At 65.5% G+C, this 19,343-nt stretch carries 16 protein-coding genes; 11 read left to right on the top strand and 5 right to left on the bottom strand.

What is annotated here, in order from left to right; translation table 11 throughout:
* Positions 1 to 3: 3 nt before the first annotated feature.
* The 3 genes from IVB31_RS07700 to mdlC all read left to right on the top strand — a co-directional run bounded on the left by IVB31_RS07700 (position 4) and on the right by mdlC (position 3,769).
* Complete coding sequence (locus IVB31_RS07700; RefSeq protein ID WP_247320475.1) at positions 4 to 1,107, top strand: CaiB/BaiF CoA-transferase family protein; 1,104 nt, start codon at positions 4 to 6, stop codon at positions 1,105 to 1,107.
* Between the two features lie 12 nt (positions 1,108 to 1,119).
* On the top strand, positions 1,120 to 1,965 hold the full coding sequence (locus IVB31_RS07705; RefSeq protein ID WP_247320477.1) for a MaoC family dehydratase N-terminal domain-containing protein: 846 nt from the start codon (positions 1,120 to 1,122) through the stop codon (positions 1,963 to 1,965).
* A 181-nt stretch (positions 1,966 to 2,146) separates the two neighbouring features.
* Complete coding sequence (gene mdlC / locus IVB31_RS07710; protein WP_247320479.1) at positions 2,147 to 3,769, top strand: benzoylformate decarboxylase; 1,623 nt, start codon at positions 2,147 to 2,149, stop codon at positions 3,767 to 3,769.
* A 153-nt stretch (positions 3,770 to 3,922) separates the two neighbouring features.
* Here the strand turns inward: mdlC and IVB31_RS07715 are convergent, their stop codons facing one another.
* Positions 3,923 to 4,699, bottom strand: a complete 777-nt coding sequence (locus tag IVB31_RS07715) for a glucose 1-dehydrogenase (RefSeq protein WP_247320482.1) — start codon at positions 4,697 to 4,699, stop codon at positions 3,923 to 3,925.
* Between the two features lie 72 nt (positions 4,700 to 4,771).
* On the opposite strand from IVB31_RS07715, the gene IVB31_RS07720 reads away from it, so the two are divergent.
* Positions 4,772 to 5,227: a MarR family transcriptional regulator gene (locus IVB31_RS07720; RefSeq protein WP_247320484.1), complete on the top strand. Its 456-nt coding sequence runs from the start codon at positions 4,772 to 4,774 to the stop codon at positions 5,225 to 5,227.
* Positions 5,228 to 5,368: 141 nt separating this feature from the next.
* Here the strand turns inward: IVB31_RS07720 and IVB31_RS07725 are convergent, their stop codons facing one another.
* Both IVB31_RS07725 and IVB31_RS07730 read right to left on the bottom strand, forming a co-directional pair.
* Positions 5,369 to 6,163 (bottom strand): SDR family oxidoreductase, encoded by a 795-nt coding sequence (locus IVB31_RS07725; RefSeq protein ID WP_247320485.1) that lies wholly within the window; start codon positions 6,161 to 6,163, stop codon positions 5,369 to 5,371.
* Positions 6,164 to 6,236: 73 nt separating this feature from the next.
* On the bottom strand, positions 6,237 to 6,932 hold the full coding sequence (locus tag IVB31_RS07730) for a hemolysin III family protein (RefSeq protein WP_247320487.1): 696 nt from the start codon (positions 6,930 to 6,932) through the stop codon (positions 6,237 to 6,239).
* Positions 6,933 to 7,111: 179 nt separating this feature from the next.
* Here IVB31_RS07730 and IVB31_RS07735 point away from each other — a divergent pair, with 179 nt between their 5' ends.
* Both IVB31_RS07735 and IVB31_RS07740 read left to right on the top strand, forming a co-directional pair.
* On the top strand, positions 7,112 to 8,581 hold the full coding sequence (locus tag IVB31_RS07735) for a YcjX family protein (RefSeq protein WP_247320489.1): 1,470 nt from the start codon (positions 7,112 to 7,114) through the stop codon (positions 8,579 to 8,581).
* Positions 8,578 to 9,606 (top strand): TIGR01620 family protein, encoded by a 1,029-nt coding sequence (locus tag IVB31_RS07740; protein ID WP_247320491.1) that lies wholly within the window; start codon positions 8,578 to 8,580, stop codon positions 9,604 to 9,606. The genes IVB31_RS07735 and IVB31_RS07740 overlap by 4 nt, the downstream gene beginning before the upstream one ends.
* An 11-nt stretch (positions 9,607 to 9,617) precedes the next feature.
* Here IVB31_RS07740 and IVB31_RS07745 read toward each other — a convergent pair whose 3' ends face one another.
* The gene (locus tag IVB31_RS07745; RefSeq protein WP_247320886.1) at positions 9,618 to 11,147 is read right to left on the bottom strand and encodes a glycosyltransferase family 39 protein; all 1,530 of its coding nucleotides are present in this window, start codon (positions 11,145 to 11,147) and stop codon (positions 9,618 to 9,620) included.
* 371 nt (positions 11,148 to 11,518) lie between these two features.
* Here IVB31_RS07745 and IVB31_RS07750 point away from each other — a divergent pair, with 371 nt between their 5' ends.
* From IVB31_RS07750 to IVB31_RS07765, 4 genes are all read left to right on the top strand, one after another.
* The gene (locus IVB31_RS07750) at positions 11,519 to 13,255 is read left to right on the top strand and encodes an adenylate/guanylate cyclase domain-containing protein (RefSeq protein WP_247320493.1); all 1,737 of its coding nucleotides are present in this window, start codon (positions 11,519 to 11,521) and stop codon (positions 13,253 to 13,255) included.
* Positions 13,256 to 13,580: 325 nt separating this feature from the next.
* Complete coding sequence (locus IVB31_RS07755) at positions 13,581 to 14,780, top strand: molybdopterin-dependent oxidoreductase (RefSeq protein ID WP_247320494.1); 1,200 nt, start codon at positions 13,581 to 13,583, stop codon at positions 14,778 to 14,780.
* 11 nt (positions 14,781 to 14,791) lie between these two features.
* Entirely contained in the window at positions 14,792 to 15,100 is a 309-nt protein-coding gene (locus IVB31_RS07760; protein WP_247320497.1) for a cytochrome c, read from the top strand.
* A 207-nt stretch (positions 15,101 to 15,307) separates the two neighbouring features.
* Positions 15,308 to 15,508, top strand: a complete 201-nt coding sequence (locus IVB31_RS07765; protein ID WP_007596519.1) for a cold shock domain-containing protein — start codon at positions 15,308 to 15,310, stop codon at positions 15,506 to 15,508.
* Between the two features lie 171 nt (positions 15,509 to 15,679).
* Here IVB31_RS07765 and IVB31_RS07770 read toward each other — a convergent pair whose 3' ends face one another.
* On the bottom strand, positions 15,680 to 16,141 hold the full coding sequence (locus IVB31_RS07770) for an Lrp/AsnC ligand binding domain-containing protein (protein ID WP_247320498.1): 462 nt from the start codon (positions 16,139 to 16,141) through the stop codon (positions 15,680 to 15,682).
* Positions 16,142 to 16,255: 114 nt separating this feature from the next.
* On the opposite strand from IVB31_RS07770, the gene putA reads away from it, so the two are divergent.
* Positions 16,256 to 19,255, top strand: a complete 3,000-nt coding sequence (gene putA, locus IVB31_RS07775) for a bifunctional proline dehydrogenase/L-glutamate gamma-semialdehyde dehydrogenase PutA (RefSeq protein ID WP_247320501.1) — start codon at positions 16,256 to 16,258, stop codon at positions 19,253 to 19,255.
* The last annotated feature ends 88 nt before the right edge of the window (positions 19,256 to 19,343 follow it).

A 19,343-nucleotide genomic window follows, 5' to 3' on the forward strand; every position in this document is an offset into this window, starting at 1 on the left:
ATCATGGGAGCTCTTGACGGGATCAGGGTGATTGCGGTCGAGCAGGCCGTGGCAGCGCCGTTCTGCTCGTCGCGGCTGGCGGATGCCGGCGCGGAGGTGATCAAGATCGAGCGGCCCGAGGGCGATTTCGCCCGCGGCTATGACGCGGCGGCCAAGGGCCAGAGCAGCTACTTCGTGTGGCTCAACCGCGGCAAGCAATCCGCCGTGGTCGATCTCGCCACCAAGGAGGGCTGCGCCGAGCTGGAAGGGCTGATCGCGAGCGCGGACGTGCTGATCCAGAACCTCAAGCCCGGCTCGATGGACAAGCTCGGCTTTTCGCGCGAGCGACTGGTGAAGGATTATCCCAGGCTGATCTCCTGCACGATCACCGGCTATGGCGACGAGGGGCCCTATGCGCATCGCAAGGCCTATGATCTGCTGATCCAGGCCGAGAGCGGCCTTGCCTCGATCACCGGCAATCCCGACGGCGCCTCGCGCGTCGGCATGTCGATCGTCGATGTCGCCACCGGCGCCACCGCGCATGCGGCGATTTTGGAAGCGCTGATCGGGCGGGGGCGCACCGGCAAGGGCGCCGACATCCGCATCTCCATGTTCGACGTGATGGCGGACTGGTGCACGGTGCCACTGCTCAATTCCGAGGCCGGAAATCCGCCGAAGCGCATGGGGCTGCGTCATCCCTCGATCGCGCCCTACGGCGTGTTCACCTCCAGCGACGGCAAGGACATTCTGATCTCGATCCAGAGCGAGCGCGAGTGGAAGACACTTTGCGCAAAAGTGCTGGACCAGCCGGATCTGCCCGCCGATCCCCGCGTCGCCAACATGGTGGAGCGCGTGCGCAACCGCGACTTCACCGACAAGACGGTCGCCGATAGTTTTGGCGGCATGACGCGGGACGAACTGCTCAAGCGGCTGTCCGATGCCGATATCGCCTTTGCCGAGGTCAACACCATGGCCGACCTCACCAACCATCCGCATCTGCGCCGGATCGAGGTCGACACGCCGCGGGGACGCGTCAGCTATCCCGCGCCGGCGCCGATCATCGTCGGCGAGACGCGCAGCTATGGTGCCGTGCCCGGCATCGGCGAGAATCCCCAATCCAGGAAGTAAGAGAGCAAGGTCATGACCGGGAAGCTCGACATCGATCACATGCGACAATGGATCGGCCGCAGCACGGAGGCCACCGACATCGTCACCGCGCAGCTCGTCATGGGCTTGCGCGCAACGCTGTTCCAGGAGATCGGTGAACCCAAGACGGGTGACGCCGCGCCGTTCACCGTGCACTGGTGCCTGGCCCAGCCGGTGTTTCCGATGTCGATGCTCGGCCCCGACGGCCACCCCACCCGCGGCGGCTTCCTGCCGCCGGTGCCGCTGCCGCGCCGGATGTGGGCCGGCGGCGAGATCGAGTTCCTGCAGCCCCTGCGCGTCGGTGATAAATCGACGCGCACCTCGCGCATCGCCGACGTGCAGGTGAAGACGGGATCGACCGGCACGCTGTGCTTCGTCTCGGTCGAGCACAGCATCTCGTCGCCGCGCGGCATCGCCATCCGCGAGCGCCAGGACATCGTCTATCGCGAGATGACGGGCGGTGCGCCCGCAACAGCAAAGGTCCCGCCGCCGAAGGCGCAGCACCGCGAAACGCATGTGTCGGATCCCGTGCTGCTGTTCCGCTATTCCGCACTGACCTTCAACGGCCACCGCATCCATTACGACCGCGACTATGTCACCAGAGTCGAAGGCTATCCGGGCCTGATCTTCCATGGGCCGTTGCAGGCGACGTTCATCATCGAGATGGCGGCAAAGCTGCACGGCGGCAAGGCGCCGAAGAAGTTTACCTATCGTGGCGTGCAGCCGCTGTTCGAGGGCACGGAGTTCTCCGTCAACGCCAACGAGACCGAGGCCGGCATGGAGCTGTGGACCGCGAATGCGGAGGGACAGCCGACGATGAAGGGCACGGCGGTGTGGTGAGCACCACTGCTGCCTCGTCGTCATTGCGAGCGCAGCAGCAATGTAGGAACCTAGACCCTCACCCTGAGGAGCGCGCCCTTCGCGCGCGTCTCGAAGGGCGAGGCCACTAGCCGGGCCTTCATCCTTCGAGACGCGCGAAGACGCGCTCCTCAGGATGAGGAATTAAAAGGGGACGGAAACCATGGCCAAGAACGGCAAGACCGGCAATAAGTCAGTCACCGTCAAGCAGGCGACCCTCAACCTGCTGCGCTCGTTCGGCATCAAAAAGGTGTTCGGCAATCCCGGCTCGACCGAATTGCCGTTCCTGAGCGACTGGCCCGACGACATCGACTACGTGCTGGCACTGCAGGAGGCAAGCGCCGTCGGCATGGCCGATGGTTACGCGCAGGCAACGCGCAATGCCGGCTTCGTCAATCTGCATTCTGCAGCCGGCGTCGGCAATGCGCTCGGCAATATCTACACCGCGCATCGCAACCAGACGCCGCTGGTGATCACCGCCGGCCAGCAGGCGCGCTCGATCCTGCCGCTGCAGGCGTTCCTCTATGCCGAGCGCGCGTCCGAATTCCCGCGGCCTTATGTGAAGTACAGCGTCGAGCCGGCGCGGTCCGAGGACGTGCCGGCCGCGATCGCGCGCGCCTATTACACCGCGATGCAGCCGCCCTGCGGGCCGACCTTCGTGTCGATCCCCGTCGACGACTGGGCGCATGCGGCTGCTCCAATCGAAGCGCGCAAGGTCAGCCGCGAAATAGGTCCCGAGCCTGACGCGATGAAGGCGCTGGTCGCCGCACTCGGTGCGAGCAAGCACCCCGCCCTCATCGTCGGCCCCGGAATCGACCGCGCCGGCGCGGTCGATCTGATGGTGCGCGTCGCCGAGAAGGCGAAGGCGAGCGTCTGGGTCAGCCCCTTCTCGGCGCGCTGCTCGTTCCCCGAGCGGCATCCGCAATTCGCCGGCTTCCTTCATGCCTCGCCCGCGCAACTCTCGGACGCGCTGCGCGAGCACGATCTCGTCGTCGTCATCGGTGCGCCGGTGTTCACCTTCCATGTCGAAGGCCACGCTGCGATCTTCGACGGCGGCGCCACCATCTTCCAGATCACCGACGACCCCGACGCCGCCGCGGTGACGCCAGTCGGCACCAGCATCATCGCCACGATGAAGCCCGCGCTTAGCGCGCTGCTCGACCTCCTGCCGGAGAGCAAACGCGCGCCACCGAAGGGCCGCACGCTGCCGCCGGCTCCGCAAGCCGCCGAACCGTTGCCGGTCGAATTCCTGCTGCATTCGCTGGCGCAGGCGATGCCGGACGGCGCGTCCCTGGTCGAGGAAGTCCCCTCGCACCGGCCGGCGATGCAAAAATTCATGCCGATGCGCGGCCAGGACAGTTTCTACACCATGGCGAGCGGCGGCCTCGGCTATTCGCTGCCCGCCGCGGTCGGCATGGCGTTGGGTAAGCCGACGAGCCGCACCGTGTGCCTGATCGGCGACGGCTCCGCGATGTATTCGATCCAGGCGCTGTGGACCGCCGCGCAACGCAAGCTGCCGCTGACCATCGTGGTCATCAACAATTCCGGCTACGGCGCGATGCGCTCGTTCAGCCAGGTGATGCAGGTGCGCAACGTGCCGGGGCTCGAGCTGCCGGGGATCGATTTCGTGCGGCTTGCCGAGGGCATGGGCTGCCATGCGGTGCGTGTGACGAAGGCTGCGGAGTTGGGTGAGGCGCTCGAGCGCGGGCTGGCGTTCGAGGGGACGAGCCTCGTCGAGGTCGCCGTGGATTCGGCGGTGCCGGTATTGTACGGGCAGAAGCATTAGTTAGTCGTCCCGGCGAAGGCCGGGTCTCATTCCCCCAGGGAGAAGTTTGGCGAAGACCCGTGGTGGTGGGCGACTTTGCACCACAACAGCTTCCTGTGGTTATGGGTCCCGGCCTTCGCCGGGACGACATTGAATATGTGGGTCGACCGCACACTACGAAGCCAGAAATCCCCCATCCGCCGCCAGCACATGCCCGACGACGTACGACGACGCGTCGGACGACAGCCACACCACGGCCTCCGCGACCTCCTCCGGGCTCCCCATGCGCCGCAACGGCAGGCCTGCGCTGACGGTCGCGATATCGCCGACGCCGGCGCGCAGCATCATGTCGGTGACGACGCGGCCGGGTGCGATGGCATTGATGCGGATGCCGCGCGGGGCGTTTTCCATTGCCGCCGAACGCATCAGCGAGATCGCGGCGGCCTTCGAGGCCGAGTAGAGCGAGAAGCCGGGATTTGGATTGCGCACGCCGCTGACTGAGGCGTTGACGACGATGCTGCCGCCCCCCTGCGCCAGCATCACCGGCAGTTGATGGCGCAGGCACAAAAACAGCGCGCGGACATTGGTGTCGAACACGCTGTCGTAGACGTCCATGCCCTGCTCTTCCAGCGGCGCGCGACGTTCCTGGAAACCGGCATTGTTGAAGGCGACATCGAGCCGGCCGCAACGCTCAATGGCCGTGCACACGAGACGTTCGACCTCGTCTTCCCGCGTGATGTCGGCCTTGAGCGCGATCGCGTTCGCACCGAGTTCGCGGCAGGCAACAGCGGCAGCCTCGATCTCCGCTCCGCGCCGGCCAGCCACGACAATCGCTTCCGCACCTTCGGATGCCATCCGCAGCGCCGTGGCGCGGCCGATGCCGCTGCCGCCGCCCGTCACCAGGCAGACCTTGCCCTTCATCCGCATCCCGGCCGGCAAAGTTCCGCTCATGGTCCACTCCGAGACGCTTGCGCGCGCCGCTGCGCGCATATAGTTGTATGGTACAACTATACTGGAGTCAAGATGGCCGAGCTTTCGCTGATCGACGACATCCGCGCCGCCTCGCGCCAGATGGTGCGCGAGCTCGGCTTTATGGAGGCGACGGTGGCGGCGACGAACTATCCGCCATCGGCGGTGCACACCATTCTGGAGATCGGCATCCGCGGCCCGATGACTTCAGGCGAACTCGGCGATTTCCTGCGGCTGGAGAAATCCAGCGTCAGCCGCCTGGTGCGCAAGCTGATCGATTGCGGCGAGCTGCGGGAGACGCAGGATGAGCTTGATGCACGCAGCAAGCGGTTGTCGCTGACGGCAAAGGGCCGGCGCACACTGGAGGCGCTGCATGCCTTTGGCCGGCAGCAGGTGAGTGGCGCACTGGCGGCGCTGACTGAGGCCGAGCAGCACACGGTGCGCGAGGGGATGATGCTGTATGCGCAGGCGTTGCGGCAGAGCCGGGTGGAGGATGAGGGGGCTGCGTAGCTCCACTCTCGGTGTCATCGCCCGGCTTGACCGGGCGATCCAGTACTCCGAGACAGTCGTGGTTCGATCGACAGGCCGCGGCGCACTGGATGCCCCGACTTCGCGGGGCTTGACAGCGTCAATTGAGGCAACAGCCTCGCCCTACGTCCCGAATTCGTCCCGCATCCTGGCCTGGATCTTGGCCATGCCGCCGATCCAGCGGTCGTAATTCTCGGTCTTCTTGCGCATGTAGCCGAGCACCTGGGGGTGGGGCAGGATCAGAAACGTTTCCTGATCGAGGCCGGCGAGCACGTCTTTCGCGACCTGCTCCGGCGTCAGATCGCCGTCGCCGGATTGCGGACCCTTCGGGATCGCGCGCAGCATGTTGGTGTCGACGCCCTGCGGGCAGAGGATCGAGACACGGATGTTGTGCGCCTTGTGCGAGATCGCGAGGTTTTCGGCAAAGCCGACCGCGGCATGCTTGGTGGTGGAGTAAGCCGGGCTGCCGACCTGCGACAACAGGCCCGCGGCCGAGATCGTGTTGAGGAAATAGCCGCCGCCGCGCGCCTTCATGCGCGGGATCAAATGCCGCGCCGCATAGACATGCGCCATGACGTGGATCGCCCAGCTCCGCTGCCACGGCTCATCCGAGGCGCCGCCGGCGTTGACCGACATCGGATCGAAGCCGCCGCCGATGCCGGCATTGGAGCAGAACAATTCGATCGGGCCGAACTGCCGCTCGGTCTCCTCGATAACGTGCGAGACGTCCTTTTCCTGCGCGACGTCGCATTTGAAGGCTGCGCCATCCACCGTGGCGGCGACCGTCCTCGCGTTGTCGGCGTCCATGTCCGCGACGACGACCTTCGTCGCGCCGGCCTTGTGAAACGCCTCGCACAGCGCCTTGCCGATGCCGTTGGCGCCGCCCGTGACGACCACGACCTTGCCGGTCACCTGCATGCGACGTCTCCTCTCTTTTTGTACAGCGCTTCGCTTGTATGCCGCGCCGCTTATACCGCCTCGCGGAGCTTGCTCAGCTCAACACGAGGTCGAGCACCGCGGTATAATGGCACGCCGCGCCGGCCAAGACAAAGCTGTGCCAGATCGCGTTCTGGAAGCGCAGCCGTCGCCAGGCGTGGAAGATCACGCCGAGGCTGTAGAGTACGCCACCCGCAAGGATGAAGCCCAGCACCAGCGCAGGCAGCGCCTTGACCACGGCATCGTAGAGCATCACGCCGCTCCAGCCCATGGCGAGGTAGATGCCGACCGCGACGCGGTCGAACCGGCCGGGGTAGAGAAGTTTCAGCACGATGCCGAGGATCGCGACGCACCAGACGCCGGCGAGCAGCACAAGCGCGAACACGCTGTCCTTCACCTCGAGGATGAACGGCGTGTAGGTCGCCGCGATTAGCAGATAGATCGCGGAATGGTCGAACCGCCGCAGCAGCCATTTGGCTGGCGAGACCGGCCAGAGATTATACGTCGCCGACAACACCAGCATCGAGAGCAGGCCGGCGACATAGATCGAGACCCCGACGATGTCGGTGGCGTCGGCATAGAGCGCCGTCAGCACCACCAGCACGGTCGCGGCGATGATGCCGCAGAGCACTCCGATCGCGTGGATGATGCCGTCGGCGATCAACTCGGCGCGGTCGTAATTCCAGCCGACCGCATCGGCGGCGGCGTGGACGGAAGTGGATGCGAGCTGTTTGAGCTGGAAGACGGTCATGGCAATCCGCAAAAGTGAGACAATGTCCTCTTGTATGGGTCTTTCGGGCTCGGCGCGTCGTTCAAACGGCTGATTTGCCGACAAAGGCGGTGGAAGTATGAAGCTTGATTTTTTTCACACAATTGCCATTTCTGTGAACGATCGCACATTTCCGGCCGCCCGGGATTCCCAACGTTCATATGGCATTTAGTTTCCAGGATATGGTCGAAGAGGCGCGCCTGTCGGCGAGGGCGCTGATCGACTATGGCGAGCACTTCTTCAACCCGACGGTGCGGTTAGGCGTTACCGGCCTTTCGCGGGCCGGCAAGACCGTGTTCATCACCGCGCTGATCCATGGTCTCACCCGCGGCGGGCGGTTTCCGGTGTTCGAGGCCTATGCCTCGGGGCGGATCGCGCGGGCGCATCTGGCGCCGCAGCCCGACGACGCCGTGCCGCGCTTTGCCTATGAGAGCCATCTGCGCGCGCTGATCGAGGAGCGGCTCTGGCCGAGCTCGACGGTCGACATCAGCGAGCTCAGGCTCGTCATCGACTACCAGCGCCACAACGGCGCGGATCGCACGCTGACGCTCGACATCGTCGACTATCCCGGCGAATGGCTGCTCGATCTGCCGCTGCTGCAGAAGAGTTTCGAGCAATGGTCGGCCGAAAGCCTCGCGCTGTCGCGCGAGGCGCCGCGGGCGCATCTGGCCGCGGACTGGCACGCCCATCTTGCAACGCTCAAGCCCGAGGCGAGCGAGGACGAGCAGGCGACGCTGACGGCCGCAAAGCTCTTCAGGGGCTATTTGCAAGGCTGCCGCGACGAACGCTTTGCGATGAGCCTGCTGCCACCCGGCCGCTTCCTGATGCCCGGCAATCTCGCCGACACACCGGCGCTGACCTTCGCGCCGCTCGACCTGCCCGCAGGCAGAGAGGCGCCGGAGGGATCGCTGTGGGCGATGATGGTGCGCCGCTATGAGGCCTACAAGGACGTCGTGGTGCGCCCGTTCTTTCGCGATCACTTTGCCCGGCTCGATCGCCAGATCGTGCTGGCCGATGCGCTCGCCGCGTTCAACTCCGGGCCGGAAGCGCTGCACGATCTCGAAGCCGCCCTCGCCGGCATTCTCGATTGCTTCCGCATCGGCCGCAGCACGTTCCTGTCCGGCCTGTTCCGGCCGCGCATCGACCGCATTCTGTTCGCGGCAACCAAGGCCGATCATCTGCATCATTCCAGCCACGACCGGCTCGAGGCCGTGCTGCGCCGCGCGGTCACCCGCGCCGTGGCGCGCGCGGAAAACACCGGCGCGCAGATCGACGTCGTCGCGCTCGCCGCCGTCCGCGCCACCCGCGAAGCGCAGGTCGCGCATGGCCGTGACAAATTGCCGTCGATTTTGGGAACGCCGGCCGCGGGCGAAAGCGCGGGCGGCGAATTCTTCGACGGTAACACGGAAGTGGCGACCTTTCCGGGCGACCTGCCGCTCGATCCCGAGCCGTTGTTCAACGGCATCGATGCGTTCCGCGGGCTCTCGACCGAGGCCGCCGAGAAAAGCGATTTCCGTTTCCTGCGTTTCCGTCCGCCGAAGCTCGAGCGCGAGGGTTCCGACGCGCCGGCGCTGCCTCACATCCGCCTCGACCGTGCCTTGCAGTTCCTGATCGGAGACAAGCTGTCATGAACGACCGATCGAAGCCACGGCGGCCGGCGACGTTCCGGCTCGACGATCCCGGCGTCGTCGTGACCGAAGCGGACGAGACGGCGCGGCTCGGCCGCACCACCATCCAGATCACGCCGGAGCCCGATCCGGCGACATTGCCGGTGCCGATCGAAGTCGCGCTTCCGGCGCGACGCGGCTTTCCCTGGGGCACACTGTTCTGGTCGGGCGTTGCCGGGCTGACGCTGCTCGGCGCCGGGCTCGGCGTGGTCCATCTGATCGAGGATTTGTTTGCGCGCAGCGAAAGCCTCGGCTTTGTCGGACTGGCTCTTGCCTTCGTCACCGCGCTTGCGCTCGCGGTGGTGATCGGACGCGAGGCGTTCGGGCTTGCCCGTCTGGCAACGATCGAGAAGCTGCATCAGCGCGCGGCCGCTGTCCTTGCCAGCGACGATCGCAAGGAGAGCCGAATCATCGTGCAGGATCTACTCAAGATCGCGCACCAGAACCCGCAGCTCGCGCGCGCCCGCGCCACGCTGGAAAGCCATTCCGGCGAGATCATCGACGGCGCCGACATGATCCGGCTCGCCGAGCGCGAATTGATGTCGCCGCTGGACATTGAGGCGCGGCGGCTGGTGTCGTCAGCCGCGCAAAAAGTCTCGATCGTCACGGCGGTCTCGCCGCGCGCGCTGATCGACGTGCTGTTCGTGTTCGTGGCGTCGCTGCGCCTGATCCGCCAGCTTGCCCGGCTCTATGGCGGCCGTCCCGGCGCGCTCGGCATGATCCGCCTGCTCCGCCACGTCATCGCCCATCTCGCCATCACCGGCGGCATGGCCGCGAGCGACAGCTTGGTGCAGCAGATGCTCGGCCACGGCATTGCGGCGAAGCTGTCGCAGCGACTCGGCGAAGGCATGCTGAACGGACTGCTGACGGCGCGGCTGGGCTTGGCCGCGATCGACGTGACAAGGCCGCTGCCGTTTGCGGCGCTGCCGCCACCGAAGTTGTCGGACCTCGCGACGGATCTGCTGCGGAAGAAGGACGAGGAAGAATAACGCGCGCCACGTTAGCCGAAGACGCGCTTTTCGAATTCCCCGGCCAGCACGCGCCACTGGAATAGCGGCGAATCCTTTGGCGGCGAGAGCTCAGGAGTCCAGCCGGTGAGCTTTTCAAGCACATAGGTGTCAGTCAGAACGCCGCGCCAGCGGCGCGCGACCTGACCGAGCTGCTCGCGCTTGGCCGGGATCGAATCCCACAGCGATGCGCGGTTGTCCGGCTCTCGCCCGACATAGATGCCCGCGTGTCCTATGATCCGGTCCATGCCGGGATCGCGGAAATCCTGGAAGCGGCCGCGCTCGTTGATCTCGACCACGGGCACGCGGCCCCTGAACATCCAGCGCATCATGGCATAGGTGCGGTAGTCCGTGGTTGCGATCCAGGTCGCGCCGGTCTCATCCAGCGCGGCCTGCGCGCGTGCCGCGACCTGCTCATAGCCAAACTCGGCACCGTTCGGATCGATCTTGCCGAGAAAATTCCAGGGCGCGGCAACATAATATAAGAACACGATGACGACGAAAGCGATGCCCGAGACCACCGCCGCGTTGGCCCAGAACAGCGACGATCTGATCATCCGCGCCGACCATTTCTCACGCGACAGCATGGTGAGGTTGACAGCGGCGGCGGCGAAGCCGACCGGCCACAGGAACATCGGCCAGGTGTCGCCGACCCGGAGGGTCAGCGATTTTGCGAAAAAATAGAGAAACGGCACCAGTACCGCGGTCGACAGCAGAATCGCGACCGGCTCGCGCGTGCGATAACCGCGCCATGCCGTCAGCACCACCCCCGTCAGCACCACCGGCAGCATGACGAAGCCGACGAGGCCGAATTGCAGGCCGATGTAATCGCCGACAGTGCGCCATGAGACGCCGTAATTGGTGGTAGCGCGCACGCCCTGGAAGCGGATCGAGGCCCAATCGTGCTGCACATTCCAGATCAGAACCGGCGAGAACACCGCGATTGCGATCAGGACCGCGAGATAGGGATAGGGACTGCGCAGCCAGCGCCAACGCCAATCAGGCACCAGGACAAACGCGGCAACCGCCGGCGCGAACATGATCACGGTGAATTTCGACAGCATCGCCAGCCCGGCGAACAGGCCGGCCGCAAGCCACCAGCGGCCGTCGCCGCCCTGCGCAAGCCGCACCAGGGACCACATCATCGCCACCGCAAACGGGATCATGGCGACGTCGGGCGCGACCTTGGCCATCAGCAGGCCGTAATAGAGTGCGGCCTCCGGCATCAGCACCGCGAGCACGACGGCGCGCAAATCATGGGTGAGGCGGCGGACGATATCGGCGAGCAGACACTGCGTCACCAGCATCGCGACGATGCCGCCGAAGCGCACACCGAGCGTGGTGTCGCCGAAGATCGCGGTGCCGAACCGGATCAGCCAGGCAATGCCGGGGGGATGATCGAGGAAGCTGAGCGCTGCCTCCTGCGACCAGGTCCAGTAATAGGCCTCATCCGTGCGCAGCTCGATTGCGAAGGCGTAGACGATGCGCAGCAGCGTCATCGCGGCGATGATCGCCGCGGCCATGACGAGGGGCCGGCGCGCGGCGCCATGGAGGGGCACGGTGATGTCTGGGGCTGTCGTCACGGCCGCGCTTTTCGCCAACCTGGGAGGGGGAGTCAATGTTGGAGGCGGGCCACAAATGCCGGTGTCGTCCCGGGCAAGCGAAGCGCAGACCCGGGATCCATAATCCCAGGGAGGGGTGTAGCGCGGAGCTGGCAACTCTGAGGCTTCGCCAAATATCTTCCTGGGGGTATGGATCCCGTCTCGGCGCGCGCTTGGGGCGCGCTTGTGCGGGACGACGGAAAGTTGCCGCGTATGTGATCCCGCAAGCTGTCGTCCCCCGGAATTAAACGCGACACTGGCTGTTCTCCTTCAGGAACTGATACAACCGAATCATGGCCGCGACCGCACCCTCACGATTTTCCGGGCTTTCCCGCAGCATCAGCGCGCGGCAGGTGCGGCTGGTTTGCGGCGTCATCCTGTTCGCCTACGTCGTCAGCCATCTCCTCAACCATGCGCTCGGCAACATCTCGGTCGATGCCATGGAGGTCGGGGTCTACTACCACATGGCGTTCTGGCAGTTCCTCCCCGTAGCGATCGTGTTCTACACAGCGGCGTTTACGCATATGGGGCTCGGCATCTACGCGCTATATCAGCGCCGACAGTTCCGCTGGCGGACGATCGAGCCACTGCAACTCGTGCTGGGCTTGAGCATCCCCGCTCTGGTCATGGCGCATGTGATCGGCGTGCGGCTCGGCCAGACACTGTACGGCCATGAGAAGCTCTATCCGCAGGAGCTCTATTTGTTCTTCGTCGGATCGCCGGAGCGGATCTGGACGATGACGATCCTGCTCATCATCGCCTGGATACACGGCTGCATCGGCATCTTTTTCTGGCTCCGCCTCAAGCCGTTATTCACACGCGCCGCGCCCTATCTGCTCGCGGCAGCCGTACTGATCCCGACGCTGGCGCTGCTCGGCGTCTATCAGGGCGGCCGCAGCATCGTGGTCGAGGCTGACGACGGGGAATGGCGCACGCACAATCTTGCCCGCCGCCAGCTTGGCACGATCGCCGAAGCCGCGACGCTCGACCGCATCACCGGCGGCCTCACCGCCGGTTATCTCGGACTGCTGGGGCTGGCGCTGCTGGCGCGCGGCGTGCGCGCGGTGCGCGAACGGCGCCGTGGCATGATCGCGCTGTCCTATGGCAACGGCAAGACGGTGCGCGTGCCCAAGGGTCTTTCCGTGCTGGAAGCGAGCCTGCGCCACAGCGTGCCGCATGCCAGCGTCTGCGGCGGCCGCGCCCGCTGTTCGACCTGCCGCATCCGCATCATCGGCGACCACGCTGTCTTGCCTGAGCCATCGCAGCGCGAAGCTTTCGTCCTCGCCCGCGTCGGCACCACCGATCCGTCGATCCGCCTCGCCTGCCAGTTGCGACCGATCTCCGATCTGTCTTTCTTCCAGCTCTTCACGCCGCACACGCTGTCGGCCAACGCGCACACCTCGACGCCCGCCAGAATCGGCCAGGAGCGCTATCTCGTCAGCCTGTTCGTGGACATGCGCGGCTCGACGCAACTCGCCGAGAAGCGGCTGCCGTTCGACACGGTCTTCATCGTCAACCGCTTCCTCGGCGCGGTCTCGCAGGCCGTGATCGAGAATGGCGGCCAACCGAACCAGTTCGTCGGCGACGGCATGCTGGCGCTGTTCGGGCTGACCGCCGATCCGCAAGAAGCCTGCCGGCAGGCGCTGAAGGCCGCCGCCGGGATCGCGACGAATATCGACGAACTGAACCAACTCTTGAGCCACGATCTGCGCCAGCCGATCCGCTTCGGCATCGGCATCCACGGCGGCGAGGTCATCATCGGCGACATCGGCTATCGCGATCACATCGTCTTCACCGCGTTGGGTGATGCCGTCAACGTCGCGGCCCGCCTCCAGGACATGACCAAGACACTGGCCTGCGAAGCGATCGTCTCGGAGGAAGTCCGCCGCGCCGCCGGCCTTGCCGACGATGCACTGCCGCAGCAGGAGGTCGCGATCCGCGGCCGCGACGAGCCGATGGCCGTACGCGTCGTCGCGGACGCAAGGGGGCTGTCGGCGCTCGTCGATCGAAGCGAGCGCGTGGCGGCGTGAGGCAGCCACGAAGGCGGTGCGCTCCCTCTCCCGCTTGCGGGAGAGGGTTGGGGAGAGGGTGCTTCCGCAATGGGACAATCCCCAAGAGGAGAAAACCCTCACCCGCGCCTTCGGCGCGACCTCTCCCGCAAGCGGGCGAGGTGCACCGTCGTCGCGGCTACGGCTCGGCTCAATCTCTTTACAAGCGTAACACCGGTCTGCTGCAACGCAGCGGCATGGGCCTGCTGCGAAAGCACGAATTGACTTCATCCGAGTCGTCGCGACAGATGAGCCCGGGATCGCGGTGATGACCGCGGTCCAACGAAAAGCTCCGGGAGGAGACCACATGTTCGATCGACGCGACCTGCTCAAGGGAGCGGGACTTGCCGCTCTTGCGGCCACGATGAATTCGACCAAAGCGCTGGCGCTCGAGACCGTCACGCTGCCATTCGTCAATGGCGAACGGCCGCTGGTGAAATATCCGCAGAAGCGGCCGATGATTGGGCTAACCAGCCGGCCGCCACAGCTCGAGACGCCGTTCGCGATCTTCAACGACGGCCCGATCACGCCGAATAACGCGTTCTTCGTGCGCTATCACCTCTCCGACCTGCCCTACAATCTCGACCCCGACAAGTTCACGATCGAGGTCAAGGGCAAGGTCGACAGGCCGCTGAAACTATCGCTCAAGGACATCCGGAAGATGAAGGCGACCGAGATCGTCGCCGTCAACCAGTGCTCGGGCAACAGCCGCGGCCTCGTAGAGCCGCGCGTCGCCGGCGGCCAGCTCGCCAACGGCGCGATGGGCAATGCGCGCTGGCGCGGCGTGCCGCTGAAGGCCGTGCTGGACATGGCGGGCGTGCAGAGCGGCGCCAGGCAGGTCACCTTCAATGGGATGGACGGCCCCGTCAGCGACAAGACGCCCGATTTCGTCAAGGCGCTCGATATCGATCACGCCACCGATGGCGAGGTGATGCTGGCCTATGGCATGAACGGCGAGGATTTGCCGTTCCTCAACGGCTTTCCGCTGCGCCTGATCGTGCCCGGCTATTACGGCACCTACTGGGTCAAGCACCTCAACGAGATCACCGTCATCGACAATGTCTATGACGGCTTCTGGATGAAGTCGGCCTATCGCATCCCGGACACCCCGAACAATGCGATCGAACCGGGCACCGCGCCGAAGGCGACGATCCCGATCAACCGCTTCACCATTCGCTCCTTCATCACCAGCGTCCCCGATGGTGCCAAGCTGAAAGCAGGCGGCACGACGCTGCGCGGCATCGCCTTCGACGGCGGCAAGGGCATCAAGGAGATCCAGGTCTCCACCGACGGCGGCAAGACCTGGACCAGCGCGAAGCTCGGCAAGGATCTTGGCAAATACTCGTTCCGTGAATGGAAGCTGCCGGTGAAGCTCGTGGCCGGCACCGTTGAGCTCAAGGTGCGCGCCACCGGCAATGGCGGCGAAACCCAGCCGGATACGCCGCGCTGGAATCCGGCGGGTTATCTGCGCAACGTCGTCGAAACCGTCCGCGTCACCGTGGCCTGAGGGGAATGATCATGCAGCGCACCGCTCTTCTCGCCATCTCGCTCGCCGTCGCCGCATTGGTGGGTTCGGCACTTGCAGCGCCGGTTAATTACAAGACCCCCGATGAGGTCGCGGCGTTCAAGCCCGGGCCCAATCTCGAAATCGTGCAGGGCAATTGCAGCGCCTGCCACTCGGCGGACTACATCAACACGCAGCCGCCGATGAAGGACAGGAAAGGTTTTTGGCAGGCCGAGGTGACCAAGATGATCAAGGTCTATGGCGCCCCCATCGACGATGCCGATGTCGGCAAGATCGTCGATTATCTGGCTGCGACTTATTGACGGATGGCGCGCGGCGTGCGGACCAATTGACCGCGAAACGGGCAAAACCGGTAAAAACGCCGCGAAGTTGAGCGGAATTCGGCGATAGGCCGATGTGGTTTGAGCTACCAAGCCGGCCACATTCCGCGTATCTTATTAGGACCGAACCGGCCGGTTGGCGGGGACTGGCGGTTCGAGATCTCGGAGGAAGACCCGCGGAGAGACGTGATGGCTAAAGGTACGGTCAAGTGGTTCAACCCGACGAAGGGTTATGGATTTATCCAGCCTGCATCGGGCGGCAAGGATGTGTTCGTGCATATCTCAGCAGTGCAGAAAGCCGGTCTGTCGTCCCTGAACGAAGGACAGACGGTGGAATATGAAGAGATCGCAAACCGAGGCAAAAGCTCCGCAGAGAACCTCAAAGTATAAGCCCGCTAGCTTTTGCTAACTCCCGGACAGATCCGGGAGCCGGGCCAAGAAAATTTCAGAAGACGGTCAGTGCATTCGACGACGGGCGTTGCGATTGCACACGGAGAACTATTTTCCCCGCGAAGGCCGCTCGTTCGACGCCACGGCAATGACAATCGCGACAGCACTTCGTTAGTCCACCGGCAATGGTGCGTCGCGCTTGATCTCTTCCATCACCGCATAGGTCCGCGTCTCGCGCACGCCCGGCATCGACAGCAGGGTTTCGCCGAGGAAGCGTCGATAGGCGGTCATGTCTGCCAGCCGCGCCTTCACAAGATAGTCGAAGCCGCCGGCAACCATGTGACACTCCAGCACTTCGGGCGCGAGTTTCACCGCGCGCGCAAAGCGCTCGAAATTGTCCGGCGTGGTCTTGTCGAGCAGCACCTCGACGAACACCAGGAGCCCGAGGCCGAGCCGGTGCGGGTTGAGCCGCGCGCCATAGCCTTCGATAAAGCCCTCGCGCTGTAACCGCTTCAGCCGCTCGCCGGCCGAGGTCGGAGACAGCCCGATGCGTTCGGCGAGCTCGACATTGGCGATGCGCCCGTCCTGCTGCAAAATCGAGAGGATTTTCCGGTCGATTCGATCGAGTTCCATATTTTCTGAGGTCAAATTACCAAGAGCCTTCAATTTCTAAGGCAAACCGGTTAATTTGTCTATCGAACTACGGTAGCGCGGGGATTATCCTGGATTTCAGCCACAGGACACGCCATGCCGAACATTCCGCCTCCCTTCACCGCTCCCTACGCGCCGGATGATTCCGATATCGCCGCGCGCCTTTTGCCGGCGTCACATCTCGGCCCGCCACAGGAGGCGCGGATCGATCGCACCGCGACGCGGCTGATCGAGGCGATCCGCAAGCGCGACGACCGGCTTGGTGGGGTCGAGGACATGCTGCGGGAGTTCGCGCTCTCGACCAAGGAAGGACTCGCCTTGATGGTGCTGGCCGAGGCGCTGCTGCGCGTGCCCGACGCGCGCACCGCCGACCAGTTCATCGAGGACAAGCTCGGCGAGGGCGACTTCATCCACCACGAGACCAAGTCCACGGCGTTCCTGGTCAACGCCTCGGCCTGGGCGCTCGGCCTGTCGGCACGGGTGATCCAGCCCGGCGAGACGACCGACGGCACCATCGGCCGTCTGGTGAAGCGGCTCGGCGCACCGGCCGTGCGCACCGCCACGCGCCAGGCGATGCGGCTGATGGGCAATCATTTCGTGCTTGGTGAGACCATCGCGCAGGCGCTGGAGCGGGGCCGGCCGCGCTCCGGCCAAAAAACGCGCTACTCCTTCGACATGCTCGGCGAAGGTGCGCGCACGGCCGCGGATGCCAGGCGCTATTTCGACGCCTATGCCAGCGCGATCGAGACCATCGGCAAGGCGGCGGGCCCCCATCCCCTGCCCGACCGCCCCGGCATTTCCGTCAAGCTCTCGGCGCTGCATCCGCGCTTCGAGGCGATCAGCCGCGACCGCGTGATGGCTGAGTTGGTGCCGCAACTCCTGGACCTCGCGCAGCGCGCCAAGGCCCATGATCTCAACTTCACCGTGGACGCCGAGGAAGCCGACCGGCTGGAGCTGTCGCTCGACGTGATCGCGGCGACACTCGCCGATCCCTCGCTTGCCGGTTGGGAGGGGTTCGGGCTGGCGATCCAGGCCTATCAGAAGCGCGCGAGCGCGGTGATCGACTATGTCGATGCGCTCGCCCACGCGCATGACCGCAAGCTGATGGTGCGGCTGGTCAAGGGCGCCTATTGGGACACCGAGATCAAGCGCGCGCAGGAGCGCGGGCTCGACGGCTATCCCGTGTTCACGCGCAAGGCGATGACGGATCTGAACTACGTCACCTGCGCGCAGAAGCTTTTGAGTCTGCGGCCGCGCATCTTCCCGCAATTCGCCACCCACAACGCGCTCAGCGTCGCGGCCGTGCTGGAGCTTGCCGGCGAGAACGGCGGCTTCGAATTCCAGCGCCTGCACGGCATGGGCGAAGCGCTGTACGAGCAATTGGCCAAGGATCACCCTGACATCGCCTACCGCACCTACGCCCCGGTCGGCAGCCATCGCGACCTGCTCGCCTATCTGGTGCGGCGGCTGTTGGAGAACGGTGCCAATTCCTCCTTCGTGGCGCAGGCCGCCGATTATCGCGTGCCGCTCCCGGCGCTGTTGCAGCGTCCGACGGATGCCATCGTGCGGCCGCAGCAGGCGCCCCATTCCAAGATTCCGCTCCCCTGCGATCTCTTCGCCCCCGAGCGGCGGAATTCGCGCGGCGTCGAATTCGGCGCGCGCGCCGCGCTCGATCGGCTGCTGACGGCGGTCAAGGCCGAGACCGCCGATCTCAAGCCGATCGCGGATGCAACGGCAGATCAGGCCAATGTGACGGTGACTGCTGCGCGCGCCGGTTTTGCCGCCTGGAGCCGGACGCCGGCAGGCACGCGCGCGGCGGCGCTGGAGCAGGCCGCGCATCTGCTTGAGAACCGCGCGCCCCATTTCATCGCGCTGCTGCAAGCCGAGGGCGGCAAGACGCTCGACGATGCGCTCTCAGAGCTGCGCGAGGCCGCCGACTTCTGCCGCTACTATGCCGCGCAGGGACGAAAGTCGTTCGGCAACGATGTGGCGATGCCCGGCCCGACCGGCGAGAGCAACGCACTCGTCATGCGCGGCCGCGGGGTCTTCGTGGCGATCTCGCCGTGGAATTTTCCGCTGGCGATCTTCCTCGGCCAGGTCACGGCGGCGCTGGTGGCCGGCAACAGCGTGGTGGCCAAGCCCGCAGAGCAGACGCCGCGCATCGCGCGCGAGGCCGTAGCCCTGCTGCATGAGGCCGGCGTCCCCAAGAGCGCGCTGCACCTCGTCACCGGCGACGGCCGGATCGGCGCGGTGCTGACCGCTCATGCTGATATTGCCGGTGTGGTCTTTACCGGCTCGACCGAGGTTGCACGGCTGATCAACCGGACGCTCGCCGCCAAGGACGGGCCGATCGTGCCGCTGATCGCGGAGACCGGCGGCATCAACGCCATGATCGCGGATGCCACCGCGCTGCCCGAGCAGGTCGCCGACGACGTCGTCACCTCCGCGTTCCGTTCCGCCGGCCAGCGCTGCTCGGCGCTGCGGCTGCTGTTCGTGCAGGAGGATGTTGCCGACCGCATGATCGAGATGATCGCGGGCGCGGCGCGCGAGTTGAAGATCGGCGATCCCTCTGACGTCGCCACCCATATCGGCCCGGTGATCGACGCCGATGCCAAGCAACGCCTCGATGCGCATATCACACGGATGAAGACCGAGGCGCGGCTGCACTTTGCGGGCACCGCGCCAAAAGGCTGCTTCGTCGCGCCGCATATTTTCGAGCTCAAGGACGCCGGCCAGCTCACCGAGGAGGTCTTTGGTCCGATCCTCCACATCGTGCGCTACCCTGCCGAGAAACTCGAACGCGTCCTGCAAGCGATCGAGCGCACCGGCTACGGCCTCACCCTCGGCATCCATTCGCGCATCGACGACACGGTCGAGGCCATCATCGACCGCGTCCAGATCGGCAACATCTACGTCAACCGCAACATGATCGGCGCCGTGGTCGGCGTGCAGCCGTTCGGCGGCCATGGCCTGTCCGGAACCGGCCCCAAGGCCGGTGGCCCGCATTACCTGACGCGCTTTGCGACCGAGCAGACCGTGACGATCAACACGGCGGCGGCCGGCGGCAACGCTGCCCTGCTCGCAGGGGAGGAGTAAGCCCGGAAGCAGCGTTGCATCCCACCGAAACATCGGTCTAATGCTGCCATGACTTGGCCCACGCCAATTCCAGCGCGCGGGAAACAAC

This window comes from Bradyrhizobium sp. 21 (assembly GCF_023073335.1).
Lineage (GTDB): Bacteria > Pseudomonadota > Alphaproteobacteria > Rhizobiales > Xanthobacteraceae > Bradyrhizobium.